At 43.7% G+C, this 24,252-nt stretch carries 25 protein-coding genes and 3 tRNA genes; 10 read left to right on the plus strand and 18 right to left on the minus strand.

The window, feature by feature from the left end; all coding sequences use genetic code 11:
* From ACE1TF_RS17735 to ACE1TF_RS17775, 9 genes are all read right to left on the minus strand, one after another.
* Window positions 1-856: ISL3 family transposase (locus tag ACE1TF_RS17735; RefSeq protein WP_375018782.1), on the minus strand; the 856-nt coding region annotated here is incomplete at its 3' end.
* A gap of 183 nt (window positions 857-1,039) precedes the next feature.
* Window positions 1,040-1,651, minus strand: a complete 612-nt coding sequence (locus tag ACE1TF_RS17740) for a superoxide dismutase (RefSeq protein WP_042401152.1) — start codon at window positions 1,649-1,651, stop codon at window positions 1,040-1,042.
* A 209-nt stretch (window positions 1,652-1,860) separates the two neighbouring features.
* A tRNA-Ile gene (locus ACE1TF_RS17745) sits at window positions 1,861-1,937 on the minus strand.
* 8 nt (window positions 1,938-1,945) lie between these two features.
* Window positions 1,946-2,021, minus strand: a tRNA-His gene (locus tag ACE1TF_RS17750).
* A gap of 20 nt (window positions 2,022-2,041) precedes the next feature.
* Window positions 2,042-2,118 (minus strand) — tRNA-Met (locus ACE1TF_RS17755).
* A 65-nt stretch (window positions 2,119-2,183) separates the two neighbouring features.
* Window positions 2,184-2,675 carry a DUF456 domain-containing protein gene (locus ACE1TF_RS17760; RefSeq protein WP_042401149.1) on the minus strand — a complete coding sequence of 164 codons (492 nt, stop codon included), beginning with the start codon at window positions 2,673-2,675 and terminating at the stop codon, window positions 2,184-2,186.
* 19 nt (window positions 2,676-2,694) lie between these two features.
* Complete coding sequence (locus tag ACE1TF_RS17765; RefSeq protein WP_375018784.1) at window positions 2,695-4,353, minus strand: Na/Pi cotransporter family protein; 1,659 nt, start codon at window positions 4,351-4,353, stop codon at window positions 2,695-2,697.
* 151 nt (window positions 4,354-4,504) lie between these two features.
* On the minus strand, window positions 4,505-5,158 hold the full coding sequence (locus ACE1TF_RS17770; RefSeq protein ID WP_042401145.1) for an NfeD family protein: 654 nt from the start codon (window positions 5,156-5,158) through the stop codon (window positions 4,505-4,507).
* A 212-nt stretch (window positions 5,159-5,370) separates the two neighbouring features.
* Window positions 5,371-6,267: a DUF1002 domain-containing protein gene (locus ACE1TF_RS17775; RefSeq protein ID WP_042401142.1), complete on the minus strand. Its 897-nt coding sequence runs from the start codon at window positions 6,265-6,267 to the stop codon at window positions 5,371-5,373.
* A gap of 172 nt (window positions 6,268-6,439) precedes the next feature.
* On the opposite strand from ACE1TF_RS17775, the gene ACE1TF_RS17780 reads away from it, so the two are divergent.
* Both ACE1TF_RS17780 and ispG read left to right on the plus strand, forming a co-directional pair.
* Window positions 6,440-6,790 carry a hypothetical protein gene (locus tag ACE1TF_RS17780; protein WP_375018787.1) on the plus strand — a complete coding sequence of 117 codons (351 nt, stop codon included), beginning with the start codon at window positions 6,440-6,442 and terminating at the stop codon, window positions 6,788-6,790.
* A gap of 175 nt (window positions 6,791-6,965) precedes the next feature.
* Complete coding sequence (gene ispG / locus ACE1TF_RS17785) at window positions 6,966-8,075, plus strand: flavodoxin-dependent (E)-4-hydroxy-3-methylbut-2-enyl-diphosphate synthase (protein ID WP_375018789.1); 1,110 nt, start codon at window positions 6,966-6,968, stop codon at window positions 8,073-8,075.
* A 42-nt stretch (window positions 8,076-8,117) separates the two neighbouring features.
* Here ispG and ACE1TF_RS17790 read toward each other — a convergent pair whose 3' ends face one another.
* Window positions 8,118-8,522, minus strand: a complete 405-nt coding sequence (locus ACE1TF_RS17790; protein WP_375018791.1) for a DUF4190 domain-containing protein — start codon at window positions 8,520-8,522, stop codon at window positions 8,118-8,120.
* Between the two features lie 259 nt (window positions 8,523-8,781).
* Here ACE1TF_RS17790 and ACE1TF_RS17795 point away from each other — a divergent pair, with 259 nt between their 5' ends.
* The 3 genes from ACE1TF_RS17795 to ACE1TF_RS17805 are packed head-to-tail and all read left to right on the plus strand — an operon-like array spanning window position 8,782 to window position 11,687.
* Window positions 8,782-9,006, plus strand: coding sequence for a DUF3311 domain-containing protein (locus ACE1TF_RS17795; RefSeq protein WP_042401140.1), 225 nt, complete (start codon window positions 8,782-8,784; stop codon window positions 9,004-9,006).
* A 15-nt stretch (window positions 9,007-9,021) separates the two neighbouring features.
* Window positions 9,022-10,527 (plus strand): sodium:solute symporter family protein, encoded by a 1,506-nt coding sequence (locus ACE1TF_RS17800; RefSeq protein ID WP_375018793.1) that lies wholly within the window; start codon window positions 9,022-9,024, stop codon window positions 10,525-10,527.
* 20 nt (window positions 10,528-10,547) lie between these two features.
* Entirely contained in the window at window positions 10,548-11,687 is a 1,140-nt protein-coding gene (locus ACE1TF_RS17805; RefSeq protein ID WP_375018795.1) for a M20 family metallopeptidase, read from the plus strand.
* Between the two features lie 92 nt (window positions 11,688-11,779).
* Here ACE1TF_RS17805 and ACE1TF_RS17810 read toward each other — a convergent pair whose 3' ends face one another.
* Genes ACE1TF_RS17810 through ACE1TF_RS17820 form a run of 3 tightly spaced genes read right to left on the minus strand, consistent with a single transcriptional unit; the run spans window position 11,780 to window position 13,821 of the window.
* On the minus strand, window positions 11,780-12,187 hold the full coding sequence (locus tag ACE1TF_RS17810) for a Fur family transcriptional regulator (RefSeq protein WP_042401136.1): 408 nt from the start codon (window positions 12,185-12,187) through the stop codon (window positions 11,780-11,782).
* Window positions 12,188-12,229: 42 nt separating this feature from the next.
* On the minus strand, window positions 12,230-13,063 hold the full coding sequence (locus ACE1TF_RS17815) for a metal ABC transporter permease (protein WP_042401134.1): 834 nt from the start codon (window positions 13,061-13,063) through the stop codon (window positions 12,230-12,232).
* Window positions 13,060-13,821 (minus strand): metal ABC transporter ATP-binding protein, encoded by a 762-nt coding sequence (locus ACE1TF_RS17820; protein ID WP_042401130.1) that lies wholly within the window; start codon window positions 13,819-13,821, stop codon window positions 13,060-13,062. The genes ACE1TF_RS17815 and ACE1TF_RS17820 overlap by 4 nt, the downstream gene beginning before the upstream one ends.
* Window positions 13,822-13,933: 112 nt before the next feature.
* Here ACE1TF_RS17820 and ACE1TF_RS17825 point away from each other — a divergent pair, with 112 nt between their 5' ends.
* Window positions 13,934-15,487 (plus strand): Ppx/GppA family phosphatase, encoded by a 1,554-nt coding sequence (locus ACE1TF_RS17825; RefSeq protein ID WP_042401128.1) that lies wholly within the window; start codon window positions 13,934-13,936, stop codon window positions 15,485-15,487.
* On the opposite strand, the gene ACE1TF_RS17830 is transcribed toward ACE1TF_RS17825, so the two are convergent.
* A complete protein-coding gene (locus ACE1TF_RS17830; RefSeq protein ID WP_375018799.1) occupies window positions 15,463-16,842 on the minus strand; it encodes a two-component system sensor histidine kinase NtrB in 1,380 nt (459 codons plus the stop codon). The two genes, ACE1TF_RS17825 and ACE1TF_RS17830, sit on opposite strands and share 25 nt — an antisense overlap.
* A gap of 179 nt (window positions 16,843-17,021) precedes the next feature.
* Between ACE1TF_RS17830 and ACE1TF_RS17835 the strand changes: the two genes are divergently transcribed.
* A complete protein-coding gene (locus tag ACE1TF_RS17835) occupies window positions 17,022-17,276 on the plus strand; it encodes a DUF2624 family protein (protein ID WP_042401123.1) in 255 nt (84 codons plus the stop codon).
* Here ACE1TF_RS17835 and ACE1TF_RS17840 read toward each other — a convergent pair.
* A complete protein-coding gene (locus tag ACE1TF_RS17840; protein WP_375018801.1) occupies window positions 17,271-18,179 on the minus strand; it encodes a deoxyribonuclease IV in 909 nt (302 codons plus the stop codon). The two genes, ACE1TF_RS17835 and ACE1TF_RS17840, sit on opposite strands and share 6 nt — an antisense overlap.
* A gap of 1 nt (window position 18,180) precedes the next feature.
* Window positions 18,181-19,470 (minus strand): DEAD/DEAH box helicase, encoded by a 1,290-nt coding sequence (locus ACE1TF_RS17845; protein ID WP_375018803.1) that lies wholly within the window; start codon window positions 19,468-19,470, stop codon window positions 18,181-18,183.
* A 142-nt stretch (window positions 19,471-19,612) separates the two neighbouring features.
* Here ACE1TF_RS17845 and vrrA point away from each other — a divergent pair, with 142 nt between their 5' ends.
* From vrrA to ACE1TF_RS17860, 3 genes are all read left to right on the plus strand, one after another.
* Window positions 19,613-20,098, plus strand: coding sequence for a VrrA/YqfQ family protein (gene vrrA, locus ACE1TF_RS17850; protein ID WP_375018805.1), 486 nt, complete (start codon window positions 19,613-19,615; stop codon window positions 20,096-20,098).
* A gap of 78 nt (window positions 20,099-20,176) precedes the next feature.
* Window positions 20,177-21,136, plus strand: a complete 960-nt coding sequence (locus ACE1TF_RS17855; RefSeq protein WP_375018807.1) for a 4-hydroxy-3-methylbut-2-enyl diphosphate reductase — start codon at window positions 20,177-20,179, stop codon at window positions 21,134-21,136.
* Window positions 21,137-21,226: 90 nt separating this feature from the next.
* Window positions 21,227-22,204: a ring-cleaving dioxygenase gene (locus ACE1TF_RS17860; protein ID WP_375018809.1), complete on the plus strand. Its 978-nt coding sequence runs from the start codon at window positions 21,227-21,229 to the stop codon at window positions 22,202-22,204.
* Between the two features lie 140 nt (window positions 22,205-22,344).
* Here ACE1TF_RS17860 and ACE1TF_RS17865 read toward each other — a convergent pair whose 3' ends face one another.
* Together ACE1TF_RS17865 and ACE1TF_RS17870 are read right to left on the minus strand one after the other, a co-directional pair.
* A complete protein-coding gene (locus ACE1TF_RS17865) occupies window positions 22,345-23,466 on the minus strand; it encodes a Nif3-like dinuclear metal center hexameric protein (protein ID WP_042401110.1) in 1,122 nt (373 codons plus the stop codon).
* Complete coding sequence (locus ACE1TF_RS17870) at window positions 23,450-24,190, minus strand: tRNA (adenine(22)-N(1))-methyltransferase (RefSeq protein ID WP_052363815.1); 741 nt, start codon at window positions 24,188-24,190, stop codon at window positions 23,450-23,452. The genes ACE1TF_RS17865 and ACE1TF_RS17870 overlap by 17 nt, the downstream gene beginning before the upstream one ends.
* Window positions 24,191-24,252 lie beyond the last annotated feature (62 nt).

Here is a 24,252-nt window from a genome sequence, read left to right on the forward strand (position 1 = left end):
ATAACTCCAGGTAGCGATTCAAGTACCACGTTTGCTTCTCGCTTAGCTTTTCCGGACGCTTATGAAAGACATGGCGCATCTGCTTGCACTTCTTTCGATCATACTCGTGAAACGTTTTTTGTACGCGGCGCCGCACTTGGTCTAGCGCCCAATAAATATAGCGACAGAAATGAAAACGATCGGCAATGATGATCGGACGACCCAAGGCTTGGTTCACCGAGGATTTGAAGGAAGGGCTCCTATCCATCACAACCATCTTGACACCCCCGCCTTTTTCCTGAAGATAGCGCTTAAGGGTCTTGGCTTTTCGATTCGGCAGAATATCCAGAGGCACACCGGTCTCTCCATTGGCAATCAGGACTTGAAAACGTTCGCCATTCGTGTCACCTTTGTACTCATCAATGGCGATCACTTCTGGCAACGCCACCACTTCTTCCAGCATCCGTGGAGCGAGCTGACCAAAACGTCGCATTGCCGTTGTTGGAGAGGTGAACAGCTGTTTTGCGGTGTCTTTAAAGTTCTTGCCTTGTATGACGCGCAGCCCCAAAGCTTGGATGTACTCCACGCTGTGGCGCTGATCGTGCTCCACCACTGGGCACGCTTCCGGAATCCGCTTGCCACAGGCACACACATACCGCCGTTTCCGGTACCACAGTAAGGTATTGCGCTCAAAAAGTTTCAAATGTTGGATTTTCTGCAGTCGGTAATCATGAACCTTGTTCGTCTTCTCCCCGCACGCTGGGCAACGATGTTTCTTGCGTTCCATTTCCACGTGCAAGTGGCACGTGTCTTCGATAATTTGAGCGTCGGTGACCGTCATCGTTTCCAGTCCCGGGAATGATGTGATAAAATGCATGGATACGCAGCTCCTTGTCTATAACTTGTTTCCGCAAATTCAAGTATAGAGGACAAAGGAGCCTGCGTATTTTATTTTGCCTCAGTTGTTTTTCCACCCCAACATTTAGTGTAGAGCCGATTTTTAAGATCAAAAAAAGACCTGAAGTAATTACTTCAGGTCTTTATAACATAAATCACTCGCTTATAGCGCTTCTTTATAACGACGCGCAACTTCTGGCCAATTAACGACGTTCCAGAATGCCGCAACATAATCTGGACGGCGGTTTTGGTATTTCAAGTAATACGCATGCTCCCAAACGTCAATACCAAGAACAGGAATCTTTCCTTCTGTAAGTGGAGAGTCTTGGTTAAGCGTGTTTTGAATTTCTAGGTTTCCGTTATTTACAACGAGCCAAGCCCAGCCTGCACCGAAGCGGCCTAGCGCAGTATTCGTGAATTCTTCTTGGAATGCATCAAACGTTCCCCATTTGTTTTCAATGGCAGATAGAAGTTCACCCGCTGGCTTTCCGCCACCTTCTGGGCTTAAAATTGTCCAGAAAAGCGTGTGGTTCGCGTGACCGCCACCGTTATTACGGACAGCTGTGCGAATATCTTCTGGAACTTTTTCTAAGTTCGTTACAAGATCTTCAACCGTTTGGCTCGCAAGTTGCTCGTGGCCTTTAAGAGCATCGTTAAGCTTCGTCACATACGTATTGTGATGCTTCCCGTGGTGAATGTTCATCGTCGTCTCATCGATGTGTGGCTCCAATGCATTCGCCGCATACGGAAGATCAGGAAGTTGATAGTTTGTCATAATAAAACGCCTCCTAGGTTGATTTCTCGTTTTGTTAAAAGCCGTTGACAACCGTTCTGTCAACTTGCTTCATTTTTACAGTAGCAAAGCAGACTTTATTTAGCAAGGGAATAGGCTTTGCCTATACTTATCCGTACCCTGCTTTTCACAACAGTAAACATTTGAAATGAAAAAAACCTCGCATTTAGCGAGGGGATTCATTGAATGAATGGTGGACCCTGTAGGACTCGAACCTACGACCGGACGGTTATGAGCCGTCTGCTCTAACCAACTGAGCTAAGGGTCCTCAGTCAATGGGGCGGCTGATGAGAATCGAACTCACGAATGCCGGAACCACAATCCGGTGCGTTAACCACTTCGCCACAGCCGCCATAAGAACTATTATGTAATTGGTAGCGGCGGAGGGGATCGAACCCCCGACCTCACGGGTATGAACCGTACGCTCTAGCCAGCTGAGCTACACCGCCATTGTTAAGGACATTTGATAATATATCATAGAAACTAAATGTCTGCAATAGTTTTCATAGGAAAACTACCAAATCCAGCCAACGGCGACGAGTGCAACACCGATAAATATGAGTACAAACTTCCCGAGCACACCCGCGATGAATCCGAGAAGAGAACCGAGGCCGACTTTTGAAAGTTTCTTTAAGCTAGAGCCTCCAGCAATAAGTTCACCGAGTACTGCTCCAACAAAAGCGCCAATCAATAAGTTAAAAAGAGGGAGAGGGATGATAAACGGACCAACGATTAACCCGATCATGCTCCCCCAAACCGCTGCTTTTGATCCACCAATCTTTGTCACCCCGAAATAACTCGTCAAAAAATCAATGACGAACATGAACACAACGAGAATGCCTTGGGCAACCCAATAGAAGGTGTTAAACGTGTCAAATCCTGTGTAAAGAGCAAGAAAAATGAGCGACAAGATATACGCTGGGGCGCTTGGAATGATTGGGTAGACGACTCCAATTATCGCCAATGCAAACATAATGACCGCAAGCGCAATCCATAAAATATCCATGCCACTCACTCCTCTAAAATTATTTTTCGTTTAAAACTGCTTCTGCGATATTCACGGAATGGTCGCCGATTCGTTCTAAGTTACTCACAATATCGACAAACACAATTCCTGCTGATCCTGAACAACGACCTTCATTCATTCGTAAAATGTGTTTCTTTCTCATCTTACGTTCCATCTTATCGATTTCATCTTCTTGCTTTTCGGTCGCTTTCGCAGCATCAATATCATGATGCTCCATTGCATAAATCGCATCTTGCAACGTTCGTCTCGTTAGATCAAACATTTCATCCAGATCGTGTTTCGCTTCATCAGATAATGATACTTTATTTTTAATCTGATAATCAACCAATTCCATAATGTTTTCCATATGGTCACCGATGCGCTCAATATCTCGAACCGTATCCAGAAGCATCGTATGCGTAAAGGAGTCTTCCGTAGATAATGAACGATTGGAAATCTGCATGAGGTACTCTGTAATCGTCTTGTCTAGATTGTTAATTGCTTCTTCGTAACGTATCGTTCGCTCCGCATTTTTGCGATTGTTCGTATGCAAGTACTCGAATACTTCATCCAAACCTGATTCAGCAAAGTTCGCCATTCGCAACGTCTCTTCCCTCGCTTGACCAAGCGCAATCGATGGCGCTCGTTGGATAAAGGTTGGGTCAAGATGCTTCGCTTTATATTCAATCTCTTCATTTTTTCCTGGAATAAGCTTCGTCACAACGGTGGCCAGCAACCCAATAAATGCGACTTGCATAAGCAAGTTTGTCACGTTATACGTTCCGTGGGCAAAGGCAATCGTCATTGGCGCAGATAAGTCCAACGTCGCTTCAAACCATTCAATTAATGCCGTAAATGGTTGTAGCAATATGAGTACGACGGTCGCACCAATTAAGTTAAAGATCACATGGCTGAGTGCTGTTCGCTTCGCTGCCACACTAGCTCCAATCGATGCAATAACTGCTGTAATCGTCGTTCCAATGTTATCACCGAATAATACAGGCAATGCCGCATCTAGGCTCATTGCTCCTGAATCATAAAAGCTTTGCAACAAACCGATTGCCGCTGTTGAGCTTTGGATGATGGCTGTAAACACCGTTCCGACAATAACCCCAAGAATTGGGTTATCACTCATGCTCAACGTAAGCTCAGCAAAAAACGCATTATCTTTCAATGGCTCAACGCCATCCCCCATTAACTCCAAACCGAGGAAAAGAGCACCAAAACCGAAGACAACTTGTCCGATGTTATTGAGCTTTTTGCTCTTAAAGAAAAAGATAAAGAATGTTCCTATGAACATAATAGGCAATGCGTAATCTGTAATATTAATACCGATAATAAAAGCGGTTGTCGTCGTTCCTACATTCGCTCCCATAATGACACCGATCGCTTGTGTTAACGTCATAAAACCCGCATTAACAAGTCCGACGGTCAGGACGATGGTTGCTGTACTTGATTGAAGCAACACGGTTACGACAATACCGACAAGTACTCCTTTAAATGGATTTGAAGTAAAGCGATCAAGCAAGTCTCGCAACCGATCCCCTGCGATCTTTGTAAGACCATCGCTCATAAACTTCATACCAAACAAGAAAATTCCTATACCTCCGAGAAATAGAAACAGGAGATCTCTGACTTCCAAACCCCTCATCCCTTCAATTGCTGTTTTCGTTCCCATACAAGATCATACTTGTTAATTATTAAAGGAACATCAAATGTTTGTAAAGATTATGTAAAGATTTTTTGAGATAATTTTTTCATTGCAAACGTTAGGTTCTCCAGTCACTCGGTTCCTATCCAGTTGTACGCAAACGAAAAAGGCGAATGGATTATTCATCATTCGCCTTTTTCGTTTCTTTTACTTCTTCGACAAGAATTCGTGTGCCGTCGACGGACTTCACACGCACATGTGTACCAGCCTTAATCCAGCCTGCACCTGTTGTTGCAGAGTATGGTTTCCCGTCAATTTCAATTGTTCCAGTTGGTCTAAAATCAGTGATTGCATCGCCATGTTCACCAACCAAGTCACGATAGCTATCGTTCATCGAGTTGTATCCTTCTTCACTGGAAAGCGTATCTTTAAGCGTCATTTTTGTCCATAGATCTCTTCTAGGAAATACTTTCATAAACAAAAATGAAGCGGCTCCACCAGCGAGTACAGCAATTCCGACAAGAATGGCGTACACGAGGTCAGGTGCTGGAATCGCAAGACCAACAATCATAAGAATGACACCGAGTGCAGATACAAGGCCATCACCAAACACTTTTCCATCAATGAGAATTAGTGTTAAACCTAAGGCATACGTTACAACGACCCAAATGTTCGTAACACTATCTAGGTGATGAGTAAAGTACAACGTAATAAGCACAACCCCGACAATTCCAAAGATTCCTCGTGATTTGACCAACAACTCGCCAATTAATAACATGGTTGCAAGAAGCACCACAATGAAACCAATCATACTAATATCTAACCAGGCCATAGCTGTACATCCCTCCTGTTCGTAAAGCGTCTACTTCTACTACGTACAGATGGCTTGAGCGGTTTCGCATCTGCCCCTAGTATAACAGATTTCCATAAAGAATGAACGTTTAAACGAAGATGAGGAATTGTGAACATTCATTAGACATAAATAGGCGAAGCCCACCGTTTAAAAGCTACGGCACGCCCCGCCTATTCGTGTTGCACGAACCATTATGATCCCGACTCTGATTCTCCTCCACCGAACCATCCAGCGACGGTGTCGATAAGTTCACTAAAGAAATCCATAACCGATTGTAAAAAGTTTTGCGTTTCTTCTTGTTCTAGCCAATCGCCAATATTGTCACGAATTTGATTGACTTGATCCCCAAGTTGATTCCAATCAATATCTAAGTCTTGCATTCTTAAAAATAAAGACACGAGACCGTCAAGCTCTTCTTCGGTTAATTCAATCCCTAAGTCTGATGCGATTCTCTGAATGAGTGCACGCAAATCGTCTTCATTCTCGACATTCTCTTCCGCAATCGTTTCTTTTATTTGTGTCACAAGCTCGGTTGCTTCCTCAATGCCAATTCGGTCCCCGAGATTGCCGGTTTCGACCATTTCTTGATTCGCTACTTGCATTCTTTCTTCGGATAGACCTTCTGCTTCTGCATCATACGCTTTTAGTATACCCGTCAACGCACCCGTTCCTGAAATAGGTGAAGGCGCAGTCACATAAATATCAGCGTCTTCCACACCTGCAGTGACGAGGGCATTCGCATACATCCCTTCAGCCACCCACGTAATATTATTCGATTCTACATCAACACCAGAGCCCGGTTCACCAATCGTAATCTTTGCCGATGACAAGGCGTTGCTTCCAATTTGTCCCGCTGGAATATAGTCGCCTAGATATTCATGCTCTTCGGCGTTAGACACTTCTATAATATTCGCACTTTCATCGGTGCCCATCTCTGAAAGAAGACTCTCTCTCTGTGCGGGACTCAAATCTTCCCCTAACGTGACGATGACGTCTCCAGGACCTGCATCCGCATTCGCTGTTAGCGGTGCAAATAGACCCGCACTAACGAGCATCACCGCTAATCCAAATCGATTGGTTTTTCTCATGAAGAAAACTCCCCCTTCTCTCTCCTGAAAAACTTTATCTTGATTGTTACCACAAACGTTGTGAAAATTAAAGAAAATCTACGCTTTTTGTTAATTTCCCAGCATTTTTTCACAGGACATGCATAAACTTATGTAATAACAGTCGTTTTTAGAATCGGGAGGTTACAACGGAATGAAAAAGTGGATATGGATCCTTGCGATCTTAGCGATTATTGTTGCTGTGTATTATGACCTCTCAAGGGGAAGTTTACCGGTTGTCGGTTCTGAGGAAACAACCGTTCAAGAACAAGTGGATGACGAGGAAGCCGAAGATCTTGATGAAGACGTCTTTTATGATGATACTGTCGCAATCGAAGTGGAGCCTGGACAATCGCTACTTACCATCATTGAACAGTTGCACGAAGATGGATACGATGAACATGTTGACCATGTAAAGTCTGATTTTGAGTACTTAAATGATGGCATCCTTTCTGATGAAATTCGGGCTGGAGATGTGTACACATTTCCAATCTATGAAAACTAATATGTACGTATTGTTAAGACTGGTCGACTTTCCTTGCCAATGTGAACTCCCCATTGCTACAATGGAACAAGTGAGAAGTTCATTTGCTTCTAGCGTATGAGCTTCCTTTTTGTGAGTATGATGATGGATGCACTCAGCACCCGTCAAGAAATGCGTCTAAAGGGGCGAATAGATTATGAGTAAACTAACCCATCGAACGAATACGAGAAAAGTTAAAGTAGGCAACCTTGTGATCGGTGGTAATGATGAAGTCGTTATCCAAAGCATGACTACAACGAAAACGCACGATGTGGAGGCAACGGTTGCAGAAATTCACCGTCTTGAAGAAGCGGGCTGCCAAGTCGTTCGCGTCGCTTGTCCGGACCAAAGAGCTGCCGATGCATTGGCAGAAATTAAATCCAGAATAAACATTCCACTCGTTGTTGATATTCACTTTGATTATCGTCTCGCACTAAAAGCCATTGAAGCTGGTGCAGATAAGATCCGGATTAACCCAGGGAACATCGGAAAACGGGATAAAGTTGAACTTGTCGTCAAAGCAGCTAAAGAAAAAAACATTCCAATTCGTATCGGTGTAAATGCAGGATCATTGGAACGTCATCTATTAGAAAAATACGGGTATCCAACCGCTGATGCGATGGTCGAAAGTGCCCTTCACCACATTTCAATTCTCGAAGAGCTCGATTTTCATGACATCATCGTGTCAATGAAAGCATCCAATGTTGACCTAGCGATCGAAGCATACGAGAAAGCAGCGCAAGCATTTGACTACCCGTTGCACCTCGGCATTACTGAATCAGGGACACTTTTTGCCGGCACAATTAAAAGTGCGGCAGGCCTTGGAACTATTTTAAACATGGGCATCGGAAATACGGTTCGAATTTCATTAAGTGCAGACCCTGTTGAAGAAGTAAAAGTCGCTCGAGAGCTACTCAAGTCATTTGGTTTAGCATCAAACGCGGCAACACTCATTTCTTGCCCGACTTGCGGAAGAATTGAGATTGACCTCATTAGTATCGCCAATGAAGTTGAAGATTATATCTCCACCATTAAAGCACCGATTAAAGTTGCTGTTCTCGGTTGCGCCGTTAATGGTCCAGGAGAAGCACGTGAAGCAGATATCGGCATTGCTGGTGCGAAAGGCGAAGGGTTACTCTTTAGACACGGAGAAATTATCCGCAAAGTACCTGAAGAGATCATGGTTGATGAACTGAAAAAAGAAGTCGACAAACTTGCCGAAGAGCATTACGAAAAACAAAAACAAGAAGCTGCATCTACAACGTAATAATCGTAAAACAAAACCCTCCCATTTCGGGAGGGTTTTGTTTTACATCATCGGTGCGAATAAGAAAGTCATTAGAATTGAGAGTGCACCAATCCCAATTGCCGACCAGCCGAGTCCGACAGCGCCTTTTTGGCGTGCAAAGAAGCCTGTTACAACCCCTGCTGCACCCAGAATGACGGGAAGAAAAAAGAGCGATACAATCGACATAATAATCGCTGCTGTACCAAGACCTGCTCCTAAAGAGCTATCACTCGTTTCCTCATCCACTGTGTCGTAATCAGCTTCATAATCACCTGGACCGCTCCGGTCCATACGGTAATCGAGATCAGGCGAGCTGACTTCCGCGGAGGTTTCTTCCATATATCCTTGGTTGTAGTTATCGATGAGTGGATCAGTCATTTCACGTCTTTCTTCAAGACGTCGACTGTGTTTTTCATCATCTGCCACCTACATTCCCTCCTTACCCGGCGTGAGCGGGCATTTCTATTATGTGCACTCACGCTAAAGCTATCCCGTTAAATGATGGAAAAAGTGTTTTATGCCTCCCTCCTATTCATGTGAATTTTCCTTACATGGTTCACGTGCCGATGTACACTTTGTATGTGCTTCAAATAAAAGATGCAACATTATGTCCAAATAATAATTACTGAATATTTGCTATAGTTATAGTCAATCATTCATTTCGAAAGGAAAGGACGGCGCTTTTATGAAAATGCCTCGGCAACGGTTTTGGTTATTTTTTGTTGTAATTGTTGGACTTGCCATGCTGCAAAGCCCGCTACTTCTCTTAGTAAATCGAGTAGAACCGATGATTTTCGGAATCCCGTTTCTCATCTTTTGGATTTTTTCCTGGTGGGCATTTTTAACAATCTTTTTATTTATTGCTTATAAATTAAATTGGGGATACAAACGAACGGCATCTAACGAATAATAATGAGGTGAACGTATGATTGCTGGTGTTGTTATCATTGTTCTTTTTATGGTCATTCCTTTAATTGTTGGTGTGATTGCCGCAACACGAGCGCAATCATCTAGCAACGATTATTTTATTCAAGGTAGAGGGATGGGGTCGGTCGCAACATTCTTCACCGTATCTGCAACTTGGTGGAGTGCATTCGCTTTCCTCGGTTCGAACGCTTCTTTTTATACCGAAGGACCTGTATATTTAACAGCTGTTGCTTGGAATATCTTGTTTGGCGTTCTTTATTTTGTCGTCGGTAAACGAATCTGGTACTTAGGAAAACGGTTTGATTATGTGACTCCTTCAGATTTGCTTGGCGATTTCTTTCAGAGTGAAAAGGTTCGTTTAATCGTCGGCGCGATCGTCGTCATATTTACGATTCCTTACTTACAAATTCAATTAACGGGTGGCGCCTACTTGATAGAAGTTGCTTCAGGTGGACTCATCCCCTTCTGGATGGCTGCTTTAATGTTTTATGTTGTTATTCTTATCTACGTATGGGTGGGCGGAATTCGAGCCATCGCTTGGACCGATATTATTTACGGCGGCATTTTGTTATTTGGTTTGTTGTATGCTGGCGTTTATCTGTCGCAAATTGTCGGTGGACCGATCGCCATGTTTGAACAAATGCAACAGTTTCATCCTGAGCACATGGTTCTTCCTGGACCCGACGGCGATGCCGGGTATGGGATGTGGGTAAGCTTGTGCTTTATCACCGCAATCGGTGCGCTTATGGGCCCACAACTTTGGTTACGAATGTATTCGGTGAAAGATGGACGAATCTTCAATCTCATGCCATTTCTTTTATCAATTATTGCGTTTTGTTACGTAGGCTCCCTTCTCGTTAGCTGGACGGCTGTACTTGAAATGCCTGGTGTAGAAAATGCTGATCAAATCTTACCTCTTATGCTGATGGAATATGCACCGTTTATTATTGCAGCCCTTGTTTTAGCAGCCGGGGCTTCAGCTGCGATGAGTACAGCGAACAGTCAAATTCACGCAGTATCTACAGTTATGACAAAGGATTTTTATCAGCGTTACAAAAATCCGAACGCAACTCAAAAGCAGTTAATCCAAGTCGGTCGTTACTTTTTAATTATATTTTCAGCGATCGCTTACGTCCTTGCTTTAACCGCACCTGGCTTGCTTGTAACTGTTGGACTCGTTGCTTTTGGAGGTACCGCGCAATTAATCGTCCCAACAATCGGTGCCCTATTCTGGCAACGTTCCAATGCTAAAGGCGCAATTGCTGGTTTAGTTGGCGGTATCTTTATTACTGTGCTACTTCAATTCACGCCTATGCTGTTACCTTTTGGGTTTAGCGCCGCCATGTATGGTCTTTTGGCAAATACGGTGTTATTCATTGGTGTTAGTCTTCTAACCGAACCTCGTCCAATCGAAGCGGTGGAACGCTTTAAAAATGCATTGTCTGACTTTAAAGACGAAGAGCAAGGCAACACTCCGTCATCACCTCATTCAAAAAGCGCGTAATGCTTAAGGAGGCACGAACAATGACTCATGAAGCAATTTTGTTAACACAAAAACTCGTACAAATTCCGTCTGAAAACCCTGTCGGCTCTGAAAAAGACTGTGCAACGTACGTCGAACGTTGGCTACGTGAAATCGAAGATATTGATGTTTCTGTCCAACGCGTCGAGGAAGGACGCACAAATGTCATTGCAAAGCGTACCGGATCGGACCCATCGTTACGGCCTCTCGTAATTTTAGCTCATATGGATACCGTACCGGTTGAAGGAAAATGGACGTTTGATCCTTTCGCTGGTGAGATTGCTAACGGGAAGTTGTACGGGCGCGGAGCATGTGACATGAAGAGTGGTCTCGCCGCTGCAATGACCGCTTTGAAACAGGGCACCAATCATGCGAACAGACGAGATCTATACGTGATTGCGACCGTCGATGAAGAAGGGCCGTTTATGAAGGGCGCTTGTGCACTCATTGATGAAGGGCTGATTCCAGAAGATGCCGAGCTCATTGCTACAGAACCAACGAGCTTGCACTTATCTACTGTTCATAAAGGTACGATATGGTACGAAATAAACATCCTCGGAAAAAGTTCTCATTGCGGAAATGCTCAGTTAGGTATTGATGCCGCCCACGCCGCTGCAGAGACCATAGTTCGCCTAAAGAAGAATGTCGAGGCACTTTCTTATCATCATGATATTTTTGGTAAACCTTCATTATCGGTTGGCACGATTCACGGGGGTGACAAAACGAATATGGTTGCTGGCTCTGTTCGTCTTGAGCTTGATTTTCGCCTCGTGCCCCCTATGAGCGCAGAAGAAGCCGACAAACTCGTCCAACAATCTGTATCTGAGGGGTGCGAAGTTGTAGGCGCAGACTTTTCCGCTGAGCATTACGGGTATGCGCGCCCTCCGATCGAATCAAACAAAGAGGCAGAGGTTATTGAACGATTGCAAACGGCTTACGAACAAACGCTCGGCTCACAAATGAAAGAAGCGGGCTTCCCAGCGTATACAGATGTTTCGATGATTGGCCTGAAAACGGGTATGCGCGATTTAATTGTATTTGGGCCTGGTAATTTGGAGCAAGCGCACGCCATCGATGAATATGTTGAAGTGGAGCAGATCGAGGCGTGCACCAAAGTGTTATCATCGTTAATGCAAGTTTAGTAACTTTGTCGAACAGCGTATGATTTAAATAATAAAACCGACCAGCAATTCCCGCTAGGTCGGTTTTATTATCGCTTGTCCACGTAAATTCGTTACCCACATGCCCCGCAATATCCAAAAATCTCAAACTTGTGACTCGTTACATTAAAATCATCAGTCGAGAGTTTCATTTGCTCCAATGGACACGCTTCAATATGCTTTGTCTTTCCACACGCTAAGCAGATCATATGGTGATGGTGTTCGCCCTCACAGCTAAGACGAAAGCGTTTCTCCCCTTCCCACTCACTCGCTTCTAGTATACCTAGTTGAGCAAACAAGGAAAGGTTTCGATAAACGGTGTCAAAGCTAAGTCCAGGATAACGTTCCTGCATATACCCGAGTACTCGTTTTGCTGGAATATAGCCATCTTTAGCATCAAAGAACTCTAAAATGTCTTTACGCTTGTCGGTATACTTGTACCCTGAAGATTTCAATGAGGAAATTGCAGTTGAGACGTTCATCATTTACCTCCATCGTTTATCATCTTCGTTACGTCTATTATATCAAAAACGTCGGATTTTGTTTTTTAGAAAGCTTATCACTAACAAAAGAATTGCTGCAACGACAATCACACCGCCGGGTGCTAAATCAAGGTGAAAGCCGAGGAAAATACCCGTAAGTACAGCAATTTGACCAAAAACGATACTGTAGAAAAACATTTGTTTAAAGCTTCTCGCCCACTGCATCGCAGCAGCAACAGGCAACGTCATTAATGCAGATACGAGTAAAATACCAACAATGCGCATCGCTGCCGCAATGACGAGCGCCACAAGAACAGCAAACAAAAGCTCCAACCATCGACCCCGAATACCTGAAATGGACGCCTGCTCTTCGTCAAAAGAGATAAAAAACCACTCTTTATAAAAGAGAATGAGCAACGTCACAACGATAATCGTAATAATGATGATCGTGTTCAAATCTGCCTGACCAACAGCGGCTACGCTTCCAAACAGATAAGCGTATAAATCAGTGTTAAACCCATCTGCAAGTGAAATAAAAATCACCGCAAGTCCAACACCGCCTGAAAGAATAATTGGAATCGCCATCTCTTTAAAATGGGTATATACCTTTCGAAGCTGTTCAATAATTAAAGCACCAATGACAGCGAAAACCATCCCCATAAAAATTGGATCATACGCGCTTAATACCGCAAACACATTGGCAAGCATCAAATGAAAGGCAATGCCTGTAAGGGTAATGTGTGAAAGCGCATCGGCAACGAGTGACATACGCTTAACGACGAGAAAAACACCGAGCATCGGCGCAATAAACCCAATTAATATCCCTGCAATTAAAGCATTTTGTAAAAAATCATATTGGAAAAAAACTTCGATCATTTCGCGATTTCCTCGTGTTCATGAATAATTTGTTGGACATCATAACCATATAAAGTGGATAAGTTTTTGTCTGCCTCAAAGTCATGGGCTGTTCCGTGAAAATGAATGGTTTTGTTCAAACAAGCCACATCTGTCACATATTTTGTCATCGTTCCGACATCATGACTTACTAATAAGAGCGTTAATCCTTTTTCTCGATTTAACTGACCGAGTAAATCATAAAATTTCCGTGCGGATACAGCATCAATACCTACAGTCGGTTCATCGAGAATGAGCAACTCCGGCTCACTCACAAGCGCCCTGGCAATAAGTACTCTTTGCTGCTGTCCACCAGAAAGTTTACCGATCGGTTGTTTAGCGAAATTCTCCATCCCTACAGTTTGCAAGGCATCGTACACTTTGTTTCGGTCTTTCTTTTTAATAAAACGAAACAAGCCAACTTGCCCGAACAATCCCATGGAGACAACTTCAAAAACAGTTGCTGGAAATCCTGCATTAAAGCGATTCGCCCGTTGCGAGACATATCCAATTCTCCCCCATTCGGAAAATCTGTTGATTTCACTTCCGAACATAGAGAGCGTTCCAGCTTGCGGTTTTGCGAGCCCCAGTATACACTTGATTAATGTAGATTTTCCGGAACCGTTCGGTCCAACTAGCCCAAGGAACGAGCCACGTTCAATCGAAAGGTTTAGATTTTCTAACACTGGGATGTCAGTATATTGATAAGTTAAGTTATTGACTTCAATAATGCTCGACATGAGCTTTTCCCCCAAACAATACGTTTCAAAACAGAATGATTACGATTTACATGAAACAGTATAGCGTAATTTTCGTTTCTTGTAAATGCGGCTTATGAACGGAGGGTAATTCATGAATGAAACAAAGCGAATGGCCGTCGTTGATGTAGGGTCTAATTCCATTCGCCTTGTCATCTATGCCATTGATGAGCAAAGAAGATACCGTTCACTGTACAACTTTAAGATCGCTGCCAGGCTAAGCGAATACTTAGACGAACACGATGTATTACGACCGGAAGGCATTCGCGTTCTCGATCAAGTATTTGTTCAATTTAATGCCGTTTTACGCGCCCACGAAGTGAGTGACGTAAAAGCAGTCGCAACAGCAGCCATCCGAAGAGCACAAAATCGCAGTGAAATATTAGAAAGCATCTATGAAAAGACAGCTATAAAAATCAATGTCATTACCGGTGAAGAAGAAGCATATTACGGATATTTAGCTACAGTAAACTCGATTCAATTAAAAGATGGGCTGATTTTTGATATGGGGGGCAGCAGTACTGAGGTTGCTTACTTTAAAGACCGTGAACTCGTCCACTCGCACAGCTTCTCGATTGGTGCACTCACACTTGCAAAACTTTGGAGTGACGATCCTGCATCCATCAAGCGTGTAAAAAAGCTTGCACACGATGCCTTTGCTTCCATCCCATGGTTACAAAACCTTAACGTTCCTCTTATTGGCATTGGCGGGAGCGTCAGACAAATCGCTGCGGTTCAACGCCGTCGCCACCAATACCCTGTGTCCGGTCTACATCAATATGAAATGAACGACACCCAACTACTGGATACGTACCACTATTTAAAGAAAATCCCGCGTATTAAACGAGGAGAAGTTTCGGGGCTATCTGAAGATCGTGCGAGTTCAATCGTACCCGCTGGGTTGTTTATTTCTGAGCTCATGCATTACACAAAAGGAAAGCGTCTTATCATTAGCCGCAAAGGTCTTCGAGATGGGCTTCTTTATGATTCATTGCTGAGTGATCGACAAACCCGCCGCTTCGTGAACGTAAAGAAAGAGACGATCACTCAGTTAATGAGGGAGTTTAATCTCTCCACCGAATACGGCAAGGCCATTTATGCACTTTCACGTGAATTGTACAACTGTATTTATGCAAATGAACAAGAAGAAGATCAAGAAAACATGGAAGAGCTCCTCTACTTTAGCTCATTACTTCGACAGCTCGGCACATATATTGACGAAGAACATGCACACGCTCATACGCTAAACGTGTTAACGAATCGGTCATTGGATGGATTTTCCCACCAAGAGCGCATATCCATGGCTTTGCTCAGTTCATTTACGTCTGTTAAACGGTTGAGAAAAAGGGCCATCCAGTATAAACGCATCCTAAACGGGCGAACGGTTCGTAAGCTTGAAGTTATGGGTGCCATACTACGTATGGCTACATCGCTATATGTAACCGGCAGAGATGTCATTGAGAAAATAGAATTAAAAAATACCGGTCGAAGCCGGCATCCACAATTCATTTTCCACGTAAAAAAAGGAGAACCTTATTACTTTGAACAACAGCATACGACGTTATCTCTAAAGCAACTCGAGCGAGCTACAAAGACGAAGTATCGCATGCTGTTCGTTGAACATCAGCCTACTGAAGAATCCTCATGAAACGGGAGCGAAAGGGTTACGATCGTACCTGCCCCCACTTCACTATCAATCCGGAACGTTCCTCCATGATCTTCGATTAATTTTTTGGAAAGAGAAATACCGATTCCGGTCCCTTTCTCTTTCGTTGTTGTAAACGGCTCTCCGAGTTTGTTAAGAATCTCAGGTGGAATTCCTTGCCCATTATCTCCAACCGTCACTACATAACTGCTGTCTTTCATCTCCGTTTTTAACGTAAACAACTTGTTCGTCGTATCTTCTTTATACGCTTCAACTGAATTCCGCAACAAGTTCAATATGACTTGTTTAATCATCGTTTCATTCATAAAAATCTTCCGCTCTGTATCAACGAGCTCTGATGAGAATTGAACGTCATGGAGCAAGCACTCTGATCGAATAATGTCTTCAACAGAACGAATGACCCCCATCGGATTTTGTAACCTTCGCTCAAATTTCTTTCTAGACATAGATAAAAAGTTCTCAATAATGACATTCATTCTGTCTACTTCTGAAAAGATCGTATGGCTATACTTGTGAAAACTATCCGTCAGTTCCGACAATTGAAGAAACCCTCGAATAACAGACAATGGGTTTCTCAACTCGTGGGCTACTCCAGCTGCCAAATGCGAAACGGATTCCATCTGTTGACGGTAAGCGAGCAAGTTTTCATATTTCAGTTCTGCACTTTCATCAAAAATAAACCCGACAATCTCGTCGTCTGCCGGTAAGTACGTGGCATACGCAGCGATTCGGACTTCATTGCCAGCGTCAAAGCGTTTAACACTGAGCTGCTTTGTCGAAATGGCATTCATTACACACTCGTAAATCGTCCTGCCATAATCTGACTCAAATTGCAGGGACGAGAGCTTTAATTCCGGCAATAAAAAAGTGTTTCTCATAAATACTAACTTTTCAAATCGACGATTCATTTCAACAATTGTAAGCTTTTCATTGACACGAACATACCCACAAGGAAGGGATTTCATCATGCGACCTGTCGCTTCACGGTTTTTTCCATCAGTGGCAGACTGAACTTGACCAATTAAATAGAAAGCATCTTCTTGAAAAGCTCCGCGATAAAACACACGGATTTCTTTTCCAGCGAGAAAATGAGTGAGGACAACCTCTTCGGAATCTTTCGTTTCGTACATTTTCTTGAAAAAGTCCATCGCCTTACGCCATTCATACCCTAAAAAAGTAGCGAAAAATCGTTGGGTTTGATCCATCACTTCTTTGGCATGTTCATTCTTGTACTGTACGGTACCGTCCTGCTGGATCATTAACCGGATTTCCTTACTTAACTGTTCGAATACACGTTGTTCATCATAAGCATCTTCCACCTGTGCGAAATCTTTCATGCTCACACGCTCCTTACATCAACCGAATCGTTGGCAATTTTCAACATACTAAACTTTAATTTCATTATACCGAAACTTAAATTCATTGAATAGATAATATTTCCAATTCATTTGAAATTAAATAGTAGTCACATGACAAGCCTAGTCCATCATACGTTGTATTAAAGGATGTGATCGTAATGTGGATGGGATTAATTAATCAGTACGTGAAGAACATGTCACCTCAAGAACTCCAGTCAATGGCGGCATCTAGAGGAGTTCAACTGACGTATGAAGAAGCCGATAAGCTTCTGTACTTGGCGAGAACTGAGAAAGTGAATTTAAAAAACAAGGCGTCTGTCTATGCGTTTATTGATAAGGTCGAAAAAGCAACATCGAAGTCTCACGCGATGCTGCTTTACGATTTATATGCTCAGTATAGCCATAAACTATAGTCGAACACCTGCTAGTATCTTTTCTTTCAGATCCTCTTCGAAGTTACCCGCTCTAAACATGGCAAGCTCATACTGATACGGTGGTTTTTTGTTTTTCTTATCTTCACCGACATAAGGCGTTTCAAGGATCTTTGGTATGTCCTTAACAGCCTCATGACGAACAATCCGATTCAATGCATCAAAACCAATGTGACCAAATCCGATATTCTCGTGTCGGTCCTTTCTGGCGCCTTGCGGATTTTTACTATCATTCACATGCAAAACTGCAAGGCGGTCCAGTCCGATTAAACGATCAAACTCTTCCATGACCCCATCGAAGTTATTGACAATATCATAGCCTGCATCATGGGTATGGCACGTGTCAAAACAGATCGTTAATTTATCGTTATGGGTCACACCATCGATAATCTGTGCAAGCTCTTCAAAACTTCTTCCACACTCCGATCCTTTTCCGGCCATCGTTTCAAGAGCAATGTTTACTTTTTGATCGGGGTGGATCACTTCATTTAGCCCTTCGATAATCTTTTGAATCCCCTTCTCAGCACCTTCTCCTACATGAGCACCTGGGTGTAGAACAATTTGTTTTCCGCCAAGCGCTTCTGTTCGTTCAATCTCAGAGCGCAAAAAACGAACGCCAAGGTCATACGTTTCTGGCTTGACAGAATTCCCGATGTTTATAATATACGGGGCATGCACAACAACTTCTTCAATGCCATGTTCTTTCATGTGTGCTTGTCCGTTTTCAATGTTTAGCTCTTCAATCGCTTTTCTGCGCGTATTCTGTGGCGCACCCGTATAAATCATCATTGCCGTTGCCCCGTACCCTGCCGCTTCCTCACTTGAAGCAAGCAACATTTTCTTACCGCTCATCGATACGTGAGAACCGATCTTGTTGATCGTCATGTTAGCCTCTCCTTCTTCTCGCTTCTTCTTTCATCTTTTTCTTATAGCCTGGCTTAATGTTTTTTTGTTTCTTGTTTGGCGTACGTGTCGGTGAACTGCTTTTACTTGATGTAGATTTCGTTCGTACTTTACCCGGTGCATAACCACTACCTAGTTGTTCAATTTCCTTCCATTCCCCGTGTTTAAGATCAACGTAATGGAAAAAGAAACGCTGTTGTTGAAGTTTATGAAGAGCCGGATAGTCTTCCTTATCTACAATCGTATACACTTCTCCACTCAAGTCGGCTCTAGCGGTTCTTCCGGCCCGGTGTTGAAAGTACTCAAGCTCACGAGGGATTGATACATTCACGACGTGTGATACGCCTTCGATATCCATACCACGAGCGGCAAGGTCAGTACAAACGACGAACGGTACATCTGCACGGTTGATTTTTTTCATCGCTTGCTTACGCTCTCTTGGGCTTAAGTCACCGTGGAGCGTCTCTGTATCTATTCCATGTTCAATGAACAAACGAGTGAGCGAATCTGCTTCTTTTTTTGTATTTACAAACACTAGACATAAATACGGGTTAAGGGCTTTTGCCATTTCAATCGTAAGCATTTCCCGGCTCCGGCTTTTTAGTGGGATCAAATAGTGGGTCAACCCTTTCGGAGACGGCGTATCCGGTTTGACGTGCACATGCTTAGGGGCTTGCATATATTTCTTTAAGAAAGGTCGCAACTGTTCAGGAATCGTTGCTGAAAAAACGAGCATTTGTAAGTCATCTGGCATTTGCCCAGCCACTTGGTCAATCTCATTAATAAATCCCATATCTAACATCTGATCGGCTTCATCAATAATCAGTGTGCTTACGTGGTGGACGGACACTGCATGCTCCTGCCTTACGAGATCATGGAGCCTGCCTGGCGTAGAAATAAGGATGTGTGGCACTCGTTTCAATCGTTCAATTGCCCGGTCTTTATCAGTTCCTCCGATCGCTCGTTGCACACGAATTTCACCTACTCGCTCTGCCAACGTCCGCATCACCCGATAAATCTGCTCTGCAAGTTCCCGCGTCGGTGCAACGACAACCGCTTGCAGTTCATTTTTGTTCACTTCAATATTGGAAAGTACAGGTAACGCAAATGCTAACGTCTTTCCAGTACCGGTTTGTGATTGTCCGATCACATCATTTTTGTTTAAGATCGCTGGAATTAGCCGTTCTTGAATCTCTGTTGGTCGTGTAATTCTTTGTTCTTCTAAAGCTTGTATTAATGAAGGCTCAATGTTGAGCTTTTGAAAACCAGACATTTAAATCACCTCAAGTTTTTCCTTGGTAGACACATTCTTTAATTTTACCATAAACAAACATTGAAAAGAATACATCCCATTGAAGAGCCTAGCTGCATACTTTAATTATATTCCCTTTATTTCATTGAAAGGATGTGTTCATATGTATGGCTATCCTCCTATGCCCTTACCGATGGGGCCGCCTGCTGCTTCTTTTTCGCGTGCCTTACCCATTGGAGCTGGACTTCCGTTAAGCTCGGCAATGGCAGCTCCAGGAGCTGCATTATCTGGCGGACTTGCTCCTGGAATTGGAAGTGCTGCCGCACTATCTGGTGGCTCAGGGATGCTCGGTTCAATTGGAAGATTTATGCCGATGATTCAAACCGGAGCAAAATGGATTCCTGTTATTCGGAAATACGGTCCGATGGTGCGCCAAATTCCTGGTGTTGTTCGGCAAGTGAATCAGATGCGTCGAGGTTCTGGGCAAAATGAAGACACACAGGGCGAACTCCCCGCCCCGCAAACGGTTGCTGTAGAGGAACCCGTAGTGGAAACCGCTCCTACACCCGTGGAAACGACACAAGTAACGACGCCCGTGCCACCTTCTTCATATACAGGAAACGAGCCTCCACCAAAACTATACGTCTAGTTTTGCCTCGCTTTGCTTTTCAATCCTACAGTCTACCTGTATAATACAAAGTAGCCTATAATATTGGAGGACTTGGCGATGGAAGTTGTAAAAATTACCCCTCGAGGTTACTGTTACGGTGTTGTTGACGCTATGGTCATCGCCCGCCAAGCAGCAAATGATGACAGTTTACCAAGACCGATTTATATTCTTGGTATGATTGTTCACAATAAACATGTGACCGATGCATTTGAAGAAGAAGGCATTATCTCTTTAGATGGTCCAAACCGTTTAGAAATTCTTAAGAACGTAGAAAATGGAACTGTGATTTTCACCGCTCACGGTGTCTCGCCAGAAGTTCGCAGACTTGCGGATGAGAAAGGCTTGACGACTATTGATGCGACGTGCCCAGATGTTACGGTTACACATGACCTCATTCTTGATAAGAAGAGTGAAGGCTATGACATCGTGTATGTCGGAAAACGCGGGCATCCAGAACCAGAAGGTGCAATTGGTGTCGCTCCCGAGCACGTACACCTCATTGAAACACTCGAAGATGTTGAAGCTTTAGATTTAAAACGGGACAACATCATCATTACGAATCAAACGACGATGAGCCAATGGGACGTACAGAACATTATGGATCGTACGTTAGAAAGGTACCCTCACGCCGAAGTACACAATGAGATTTGCCACGCGACTCAAGTGAGGCAAGAGGCCGTTGGCGATCAAGCGAAGGATGCCGATCTGTTAATTGTTGTTGGAGATCCGATGAGCAACAACTCCAATCGACTTGCACAAGTATCTAAAGACATCGCGTCTACGAACGCTTACCGAATTGCTGATGTAAGTGAGCTTAAGCTTGAATGGTTAGAAGGTGTCAACAAAGTTGCTGTTACAGCTGGAGCGTCTACACCTACTGCCATTGCAAAAGAGGTCATTATGTTCTTAGATCAATACGATCCGAAAGACGAAGATACGTGGACACGCGAACGCAAAATATACGGGGCGAAAATCCTTCCCCCTCTTCGCAAGAACATGAAATCAAGAGCAAGATAAAAAGCCTGGGTCTCAGGCTTTTTTTATTTGACAATTTTTTAGTTTAATATTAAACTGATAAAAACATCGAAATTGAAAGGATGAGTAAACGTGAATACACTCAAAGGATTGCACCATGTGACGGCAATTACGAGCAGCGCAGAAAAAAATTACGAGTTTTTTACGTATACACTCGGAATGAGACTCGTCAAAAAGACGGTTAACCAAGATGATATTCAAACGTATCACCTCTTTTTTGCTGACGATACAGGCAGCCCTGGGACAGACATGACCTTTTTTGATTTCCCTGGCATCCCTAAAGGCAGACACGGAAATGATGAAATCTACAAAACGTCCTTTCGAGTACCTAGCGACGATGCTCTCACTTACTGGGAAAAACGATTTAACGAACGCCAAGTTTCTCACACCGGCATTAAAGAACAATGGGGAATAAAGACACTGTCTTTCGTTGACTTTGATGACCAACAATACCAACTCATTTCCGATGAGCATAACAGTGGTGTCGCTTCTGGAACTGCTTGGCAAAACGGTCCCGTCCCTGTTGAATATGCAATTACTGGGCTTGGCCCCATCTTTGTACGCGTTACCAACATCGAAGCGTTCTCTTTGTACATGCAAAAAGTTCTTGGTTTCGAGCAGCAAGGAAAAGAAGGCTCTTTTACATTGTTTGAAGTCGGAGAAGGCGGTAACGGGGCAAGCGTCATCGTCGAACACAATACGGTGCTGCCTCCTGCTCAGCAAGGGTTCGGCACCGTTCACCATGCAGCATTTCGTGTTCACGACCGCGATGCGCTGAACCATTGGATTGAGCGCCTTAACCAATTCCAAATTCCAAACTCAGGCCACGTAGACCGACATTTCTTCGAATCTTTATATGCTCGGGCGACATCTCGTATCTTATTTGAATTTGCGACCGATGGCCCTGGATTCATGGGAGATGAGCCATATGAAACGTTAGGCGAGAAACTATCATTGCCACCTTTCCTTGAAGAAAAACGCGAGGAAATAGAAGCCGCCGTTCGCCATATTGATACGACACGAAGCACGAAAGACTTGACTAACGAGTAATACCCTCTGTTTGCTGGATCTAATTGTAGGGTGAAACAATTTATAATACGAACTCCTATGAGCCAAGCGCTAATACGTCTAAATCAAACAAAAACCTCTCCGCAGCCTACATTTTGGAGAGGTTTTTTCTGTTTCACGTTTTAGATAAACGTAAACGGGTCGGTATTAATAGTCGAAGCACGATATGTCACGTTTAGGCCCGCTTCATTCGTCTGCTCTCTTAGTTTACGCTCAACGCCTGCTTTCATAATTTCTTCAATATGATGACCAGGGTCAACGAGAGATAATCCAGCTAACAAGGCATCTTGTGCAGTATGAAATTTCAAGTCTCCTGTGACGAATACATCTGCACCTTGTTGCAATGCCTCTTGCCAATAATTATTACCGTCACCGCCTAGAACTGCTACCTTTTTTACTCGCTTGTTTTCATCTCCTGAAAAACGTAATCCATCAACGGAAAATGACGTTTTCAGCGTTTCGGCAAACGCTTTAAGAGTCGTTTCTTGTTCCAACTCGCCTATTCTTCCTAAACCTTTCTTTTCCCCTTCCAACCTTAGCGGGTACAGATCATATGCTACTTCTTCGTAAGGATGCGCTTGATGTAATGCTGAAATCGCCTTGTTCAATAACATTTCAGGGACAATAGTTTCAATCCGAACTTCCTCGACTTTTGTAGGCTTCCCTACTTCGCCAATATGCGGGTTCGTATTATTGCCAGGAAGAAAAGCACCTGTCCCAGAACTAGAAAATGAGCAGTGAGAATAGTCTCCAATGTGACCTGTCCCAGCATCACCTAGGCATTGCCTCACTTCCTCAGCATTTTCAACAGGTACGAATGCCACGAGTTTATACAGACGCTCTTGGTCAGTTTGTACGAGTACGTTTACATCGGTTAGCCCAATCTTTTCAGCAAGCATATCGTTCACGCCGCCGTCGGTAATATCGAGATTTGTGTGGGAAGCATAGACGCTAATGTCATGCTTTAAACATTTTTGAATGACTCTGCCTTTTGGACTGCTCAAATCAATGTTTGAAAGTGGCATAAATAACAAAGGATGATGCGCAATAATAAGCGTCGCTCCGAAATTGACCGCTTCATCAACGACGTCTTCAGTAACGTCTAGAGTCGTTAAAACCGTCTCTACAGGCTGTTCTATATCGCCAATCATGAGACCGATTGGGTCTTTATCAAATGCTAATGATTTGGGTGCAAACTCATCCATTAACTGGATTACATCTTTTACTTTAGCGGCTTTTGACATAGGCGAGTGCCTCCTTTATTCGTTTTAACTGCTGATCGATACGTCCATACGCAGAATCTGCCTGCTGATCTTGATGATTGGCGATCGCGATCTGACCTTTGACCCGTTTAAGGTGCTCGTATTCCCCTTCCCACTTTGCGATGAATGCCTCCCCACCTTGATGAAGAAGCAGCGGACCAAACATCATCTCTTCCTCAAATCCAAGGCCTGTGTGGTAAAAAGGTGCTTCCTTATCTCCCCGTTTTGCGACAATCACCTCATAAAAATGGTCAGCATCTCGTACAAGCTTTTCCTTTACGATTTGCCAGCCTTGTACGTACAACCACTGTCTTAATAGATCTGCAGCAACATTCGCTTGCAGGATAAGTGTATCCACTGCATCGAGCTTGTTACTACCTTCATCAAGAATACTTTTGATTAAGCTACCGCCCATACCCGCAATTGTGACGGTTGATATGTGATCATCTTGCCTCAGCGGCTCTAATCCACTGCCGTGGCGCACAGATATTTGCCTTGAGAGACCCGCACTTTCGATATTTCTAAGCGCGGTTTGAAACGGACCGGCATTCACATCGCTTGCAACCGCTGATTGAATGATTCCAGCTTGGACAAGCGCCTCAGGTAACTGCGCATGATCGGTGCCAATATCGGCGAGTACTGCCCCCACTTCCACTTCCAGGGCGATAACTCTCAGACGTTCAGACAATCGTTCAATCGATTCCAAAGAAGACCCTCTTTTCTCATTATCAATAAAAACGAAAAAGGAGCCTCGTGGCTCCTTTAATG

The organism is Geomicrobium sp. JSM 1781026, from assembly GCF_041949955.1.
Taxonomy (GTDB): domain Bacteria; phylum Bacillota; class Bacilli; order Bacillales; family Marinococcaceae; genus Geomicrobium_A.

What these genes read in the sequence shown, in the direction of transcription:
- ACE1TF_RS17740 (WP_042401152.1), bottom strand. Translation starts at nt 1,651, where the DNA reads ATGACAAACTATCAACTTCCTGATCTTCCGTATGCGGCGAATGCATTG.
- ACE1TF_RS17815 (WP_042401134.1), bottom strand. Translation starts at nt 13,063, where the DNA reads ATGATCGAAGTTTTTTTCCAATATGATTTTTTACAAAATGCTTTAATT.
- ACE1TF_RS17830 (WP_375018799.1), bottom strand. Translation starts at nt 16,842, where the DNA reads ATGAAAGATTTCGCACAGGTGGAAGATGCTTATGATGAACAACGTGTA.
- ACE1TF_RS17765 (WP_375018784.1), bottom strand. Translation starts at nt 4,353, where the DNA reads ATGGGAACGAAAACAGCAATTGAAGGGATGAGGGGTTTGGAAGTCAGA.
- ACE1TF_RS17810 (WP_042401136.1), bottom strand. Translation starts at nt 12,187, where the DNA reads ATGAACGTCTCAACTGCAATTTCCTCATTGAAATCTTCAGGGTACAAG.
- ACE1TF_RS17820 (WP_042401130.1), bottom strand. Translation starts at nt 13,821, where the DNA reads ATGTCGAGCATTATTGAAGTCAATAACTTAACTTATCAATATACTGAC.
- ACE1TF_RS17805 (WP_375018795.1), top strand. Translation starts at nt 10,548, where the DNA reads ATGACTCATGAAGCAATTTTGTTAACACAAAAACTCGTACAAATTCCG.
- ACE1TF_RS17770 (WP_042401145.1), bottom strand. Translation starts at nt 5,158, where the DNA reads ATGGCCTGGTTAGATATTAGTATGATTGGTTTCATTGTGGTGCTTCTT.
- ACE1TF_RS17845 (WP_375018803.1), bottom strand. Translation starts at nt 19,470, where the DNA reads ATGTCTGGTTTTCAAAAGCTCAACATTGAGCCTTCATTAATACAAGCT.
- ACE1TF_RS17855 (WP_375018807.1), top strand. Translation starts at nt 20,177, where the DNA reads ATGGAAGTTGTAAAAATTACCCCTCGAGGTTACTGTTACGGTGTTGTT.
- ACE1TF_RS17865 (WP_042401110.1), bottom strand. Translation starts at nt 23,466, where the DNA reads ATGTCAAAAGCCGCTAAAGTAAAAGATGTAATCCAGTTAATGGATGAG.
- ACE1TF_RS17825 (WP_042401128.1), top strand. Translation starts at nt 13,934, where the DNA reads ATGAATGAAACAAAGCGAATGGCCGTCGTTGATGTAGGGTCTAATTCC.
- vrrA (WP_375018805.1), top strand. Translation starts at nt 19,613, where the DNA reads ATGTATGGCTATCCTCCTATGCCCTTACCGATGGGGCCGCCTGCTGCT.
- ACE1TF_RS17800 (WP_375018793.1), top strand. Translation starts at nt 9,022, where the DNA reads ATGATTGCTGGTGTTGTTATCATTGTTCTTTTTATGGTCATTCCTTTA.
- ACE1TF_RS17780 (WP_375018787.1), top strand. Translation starts at nt 6,440, where the DNA reads ATGAAAAAGTGGATATGGATCCTTGCGATCTTAGCGATTATTGTTGCT.
- ACE1TF_RS17835 (WP_042401123.1), top strand. Translation starts at nt 17,022, where the DNA reads ATGTGGATGGGATTAATTAATCAGTACGTGAAGAACATGTCACCTCAA.
- ACE1TF_RS17795 (WP_042401140.1), top strand. Translation starts at nt 8,782, where the DNA reads ATGAAAATGCCTCGGCAACGGTTTTGGTTATTTTTTGTTGTAATTGTT.
- ACE1TF_RS17760 (WP_042401149.1), bottom strand. Translation starts at nt 2,675, where the DNA reads ATGGATATTTTATGGATTGCGCTTGCGGTCATTATGTTTGCATTGGCG.
- ACE1TF_RS17840 (WP_375018801.1), bottom strand. Translation starts at nt 18,179, where the DNA reads ATGACGATCAACAAGATCGGTTCTCACGTATCGATGAGCGGTAAGAAA.
- ACE1TF_RS17775 (WP_042401142.1), bottom strand. Translation starts at nt 6,267, where the DNA reads ATGAGAAAAACCAATCGATTTGGATTAGCGGTGATGCTCGTTAGTGCG.
- ispG (WP_375018789.1), top strand. Translation starts at nt 6,966, where the DNA reads ATGAGTAAACTAACCCATCGAACGAATACGAGAAAAGTTAAAGTAGGC.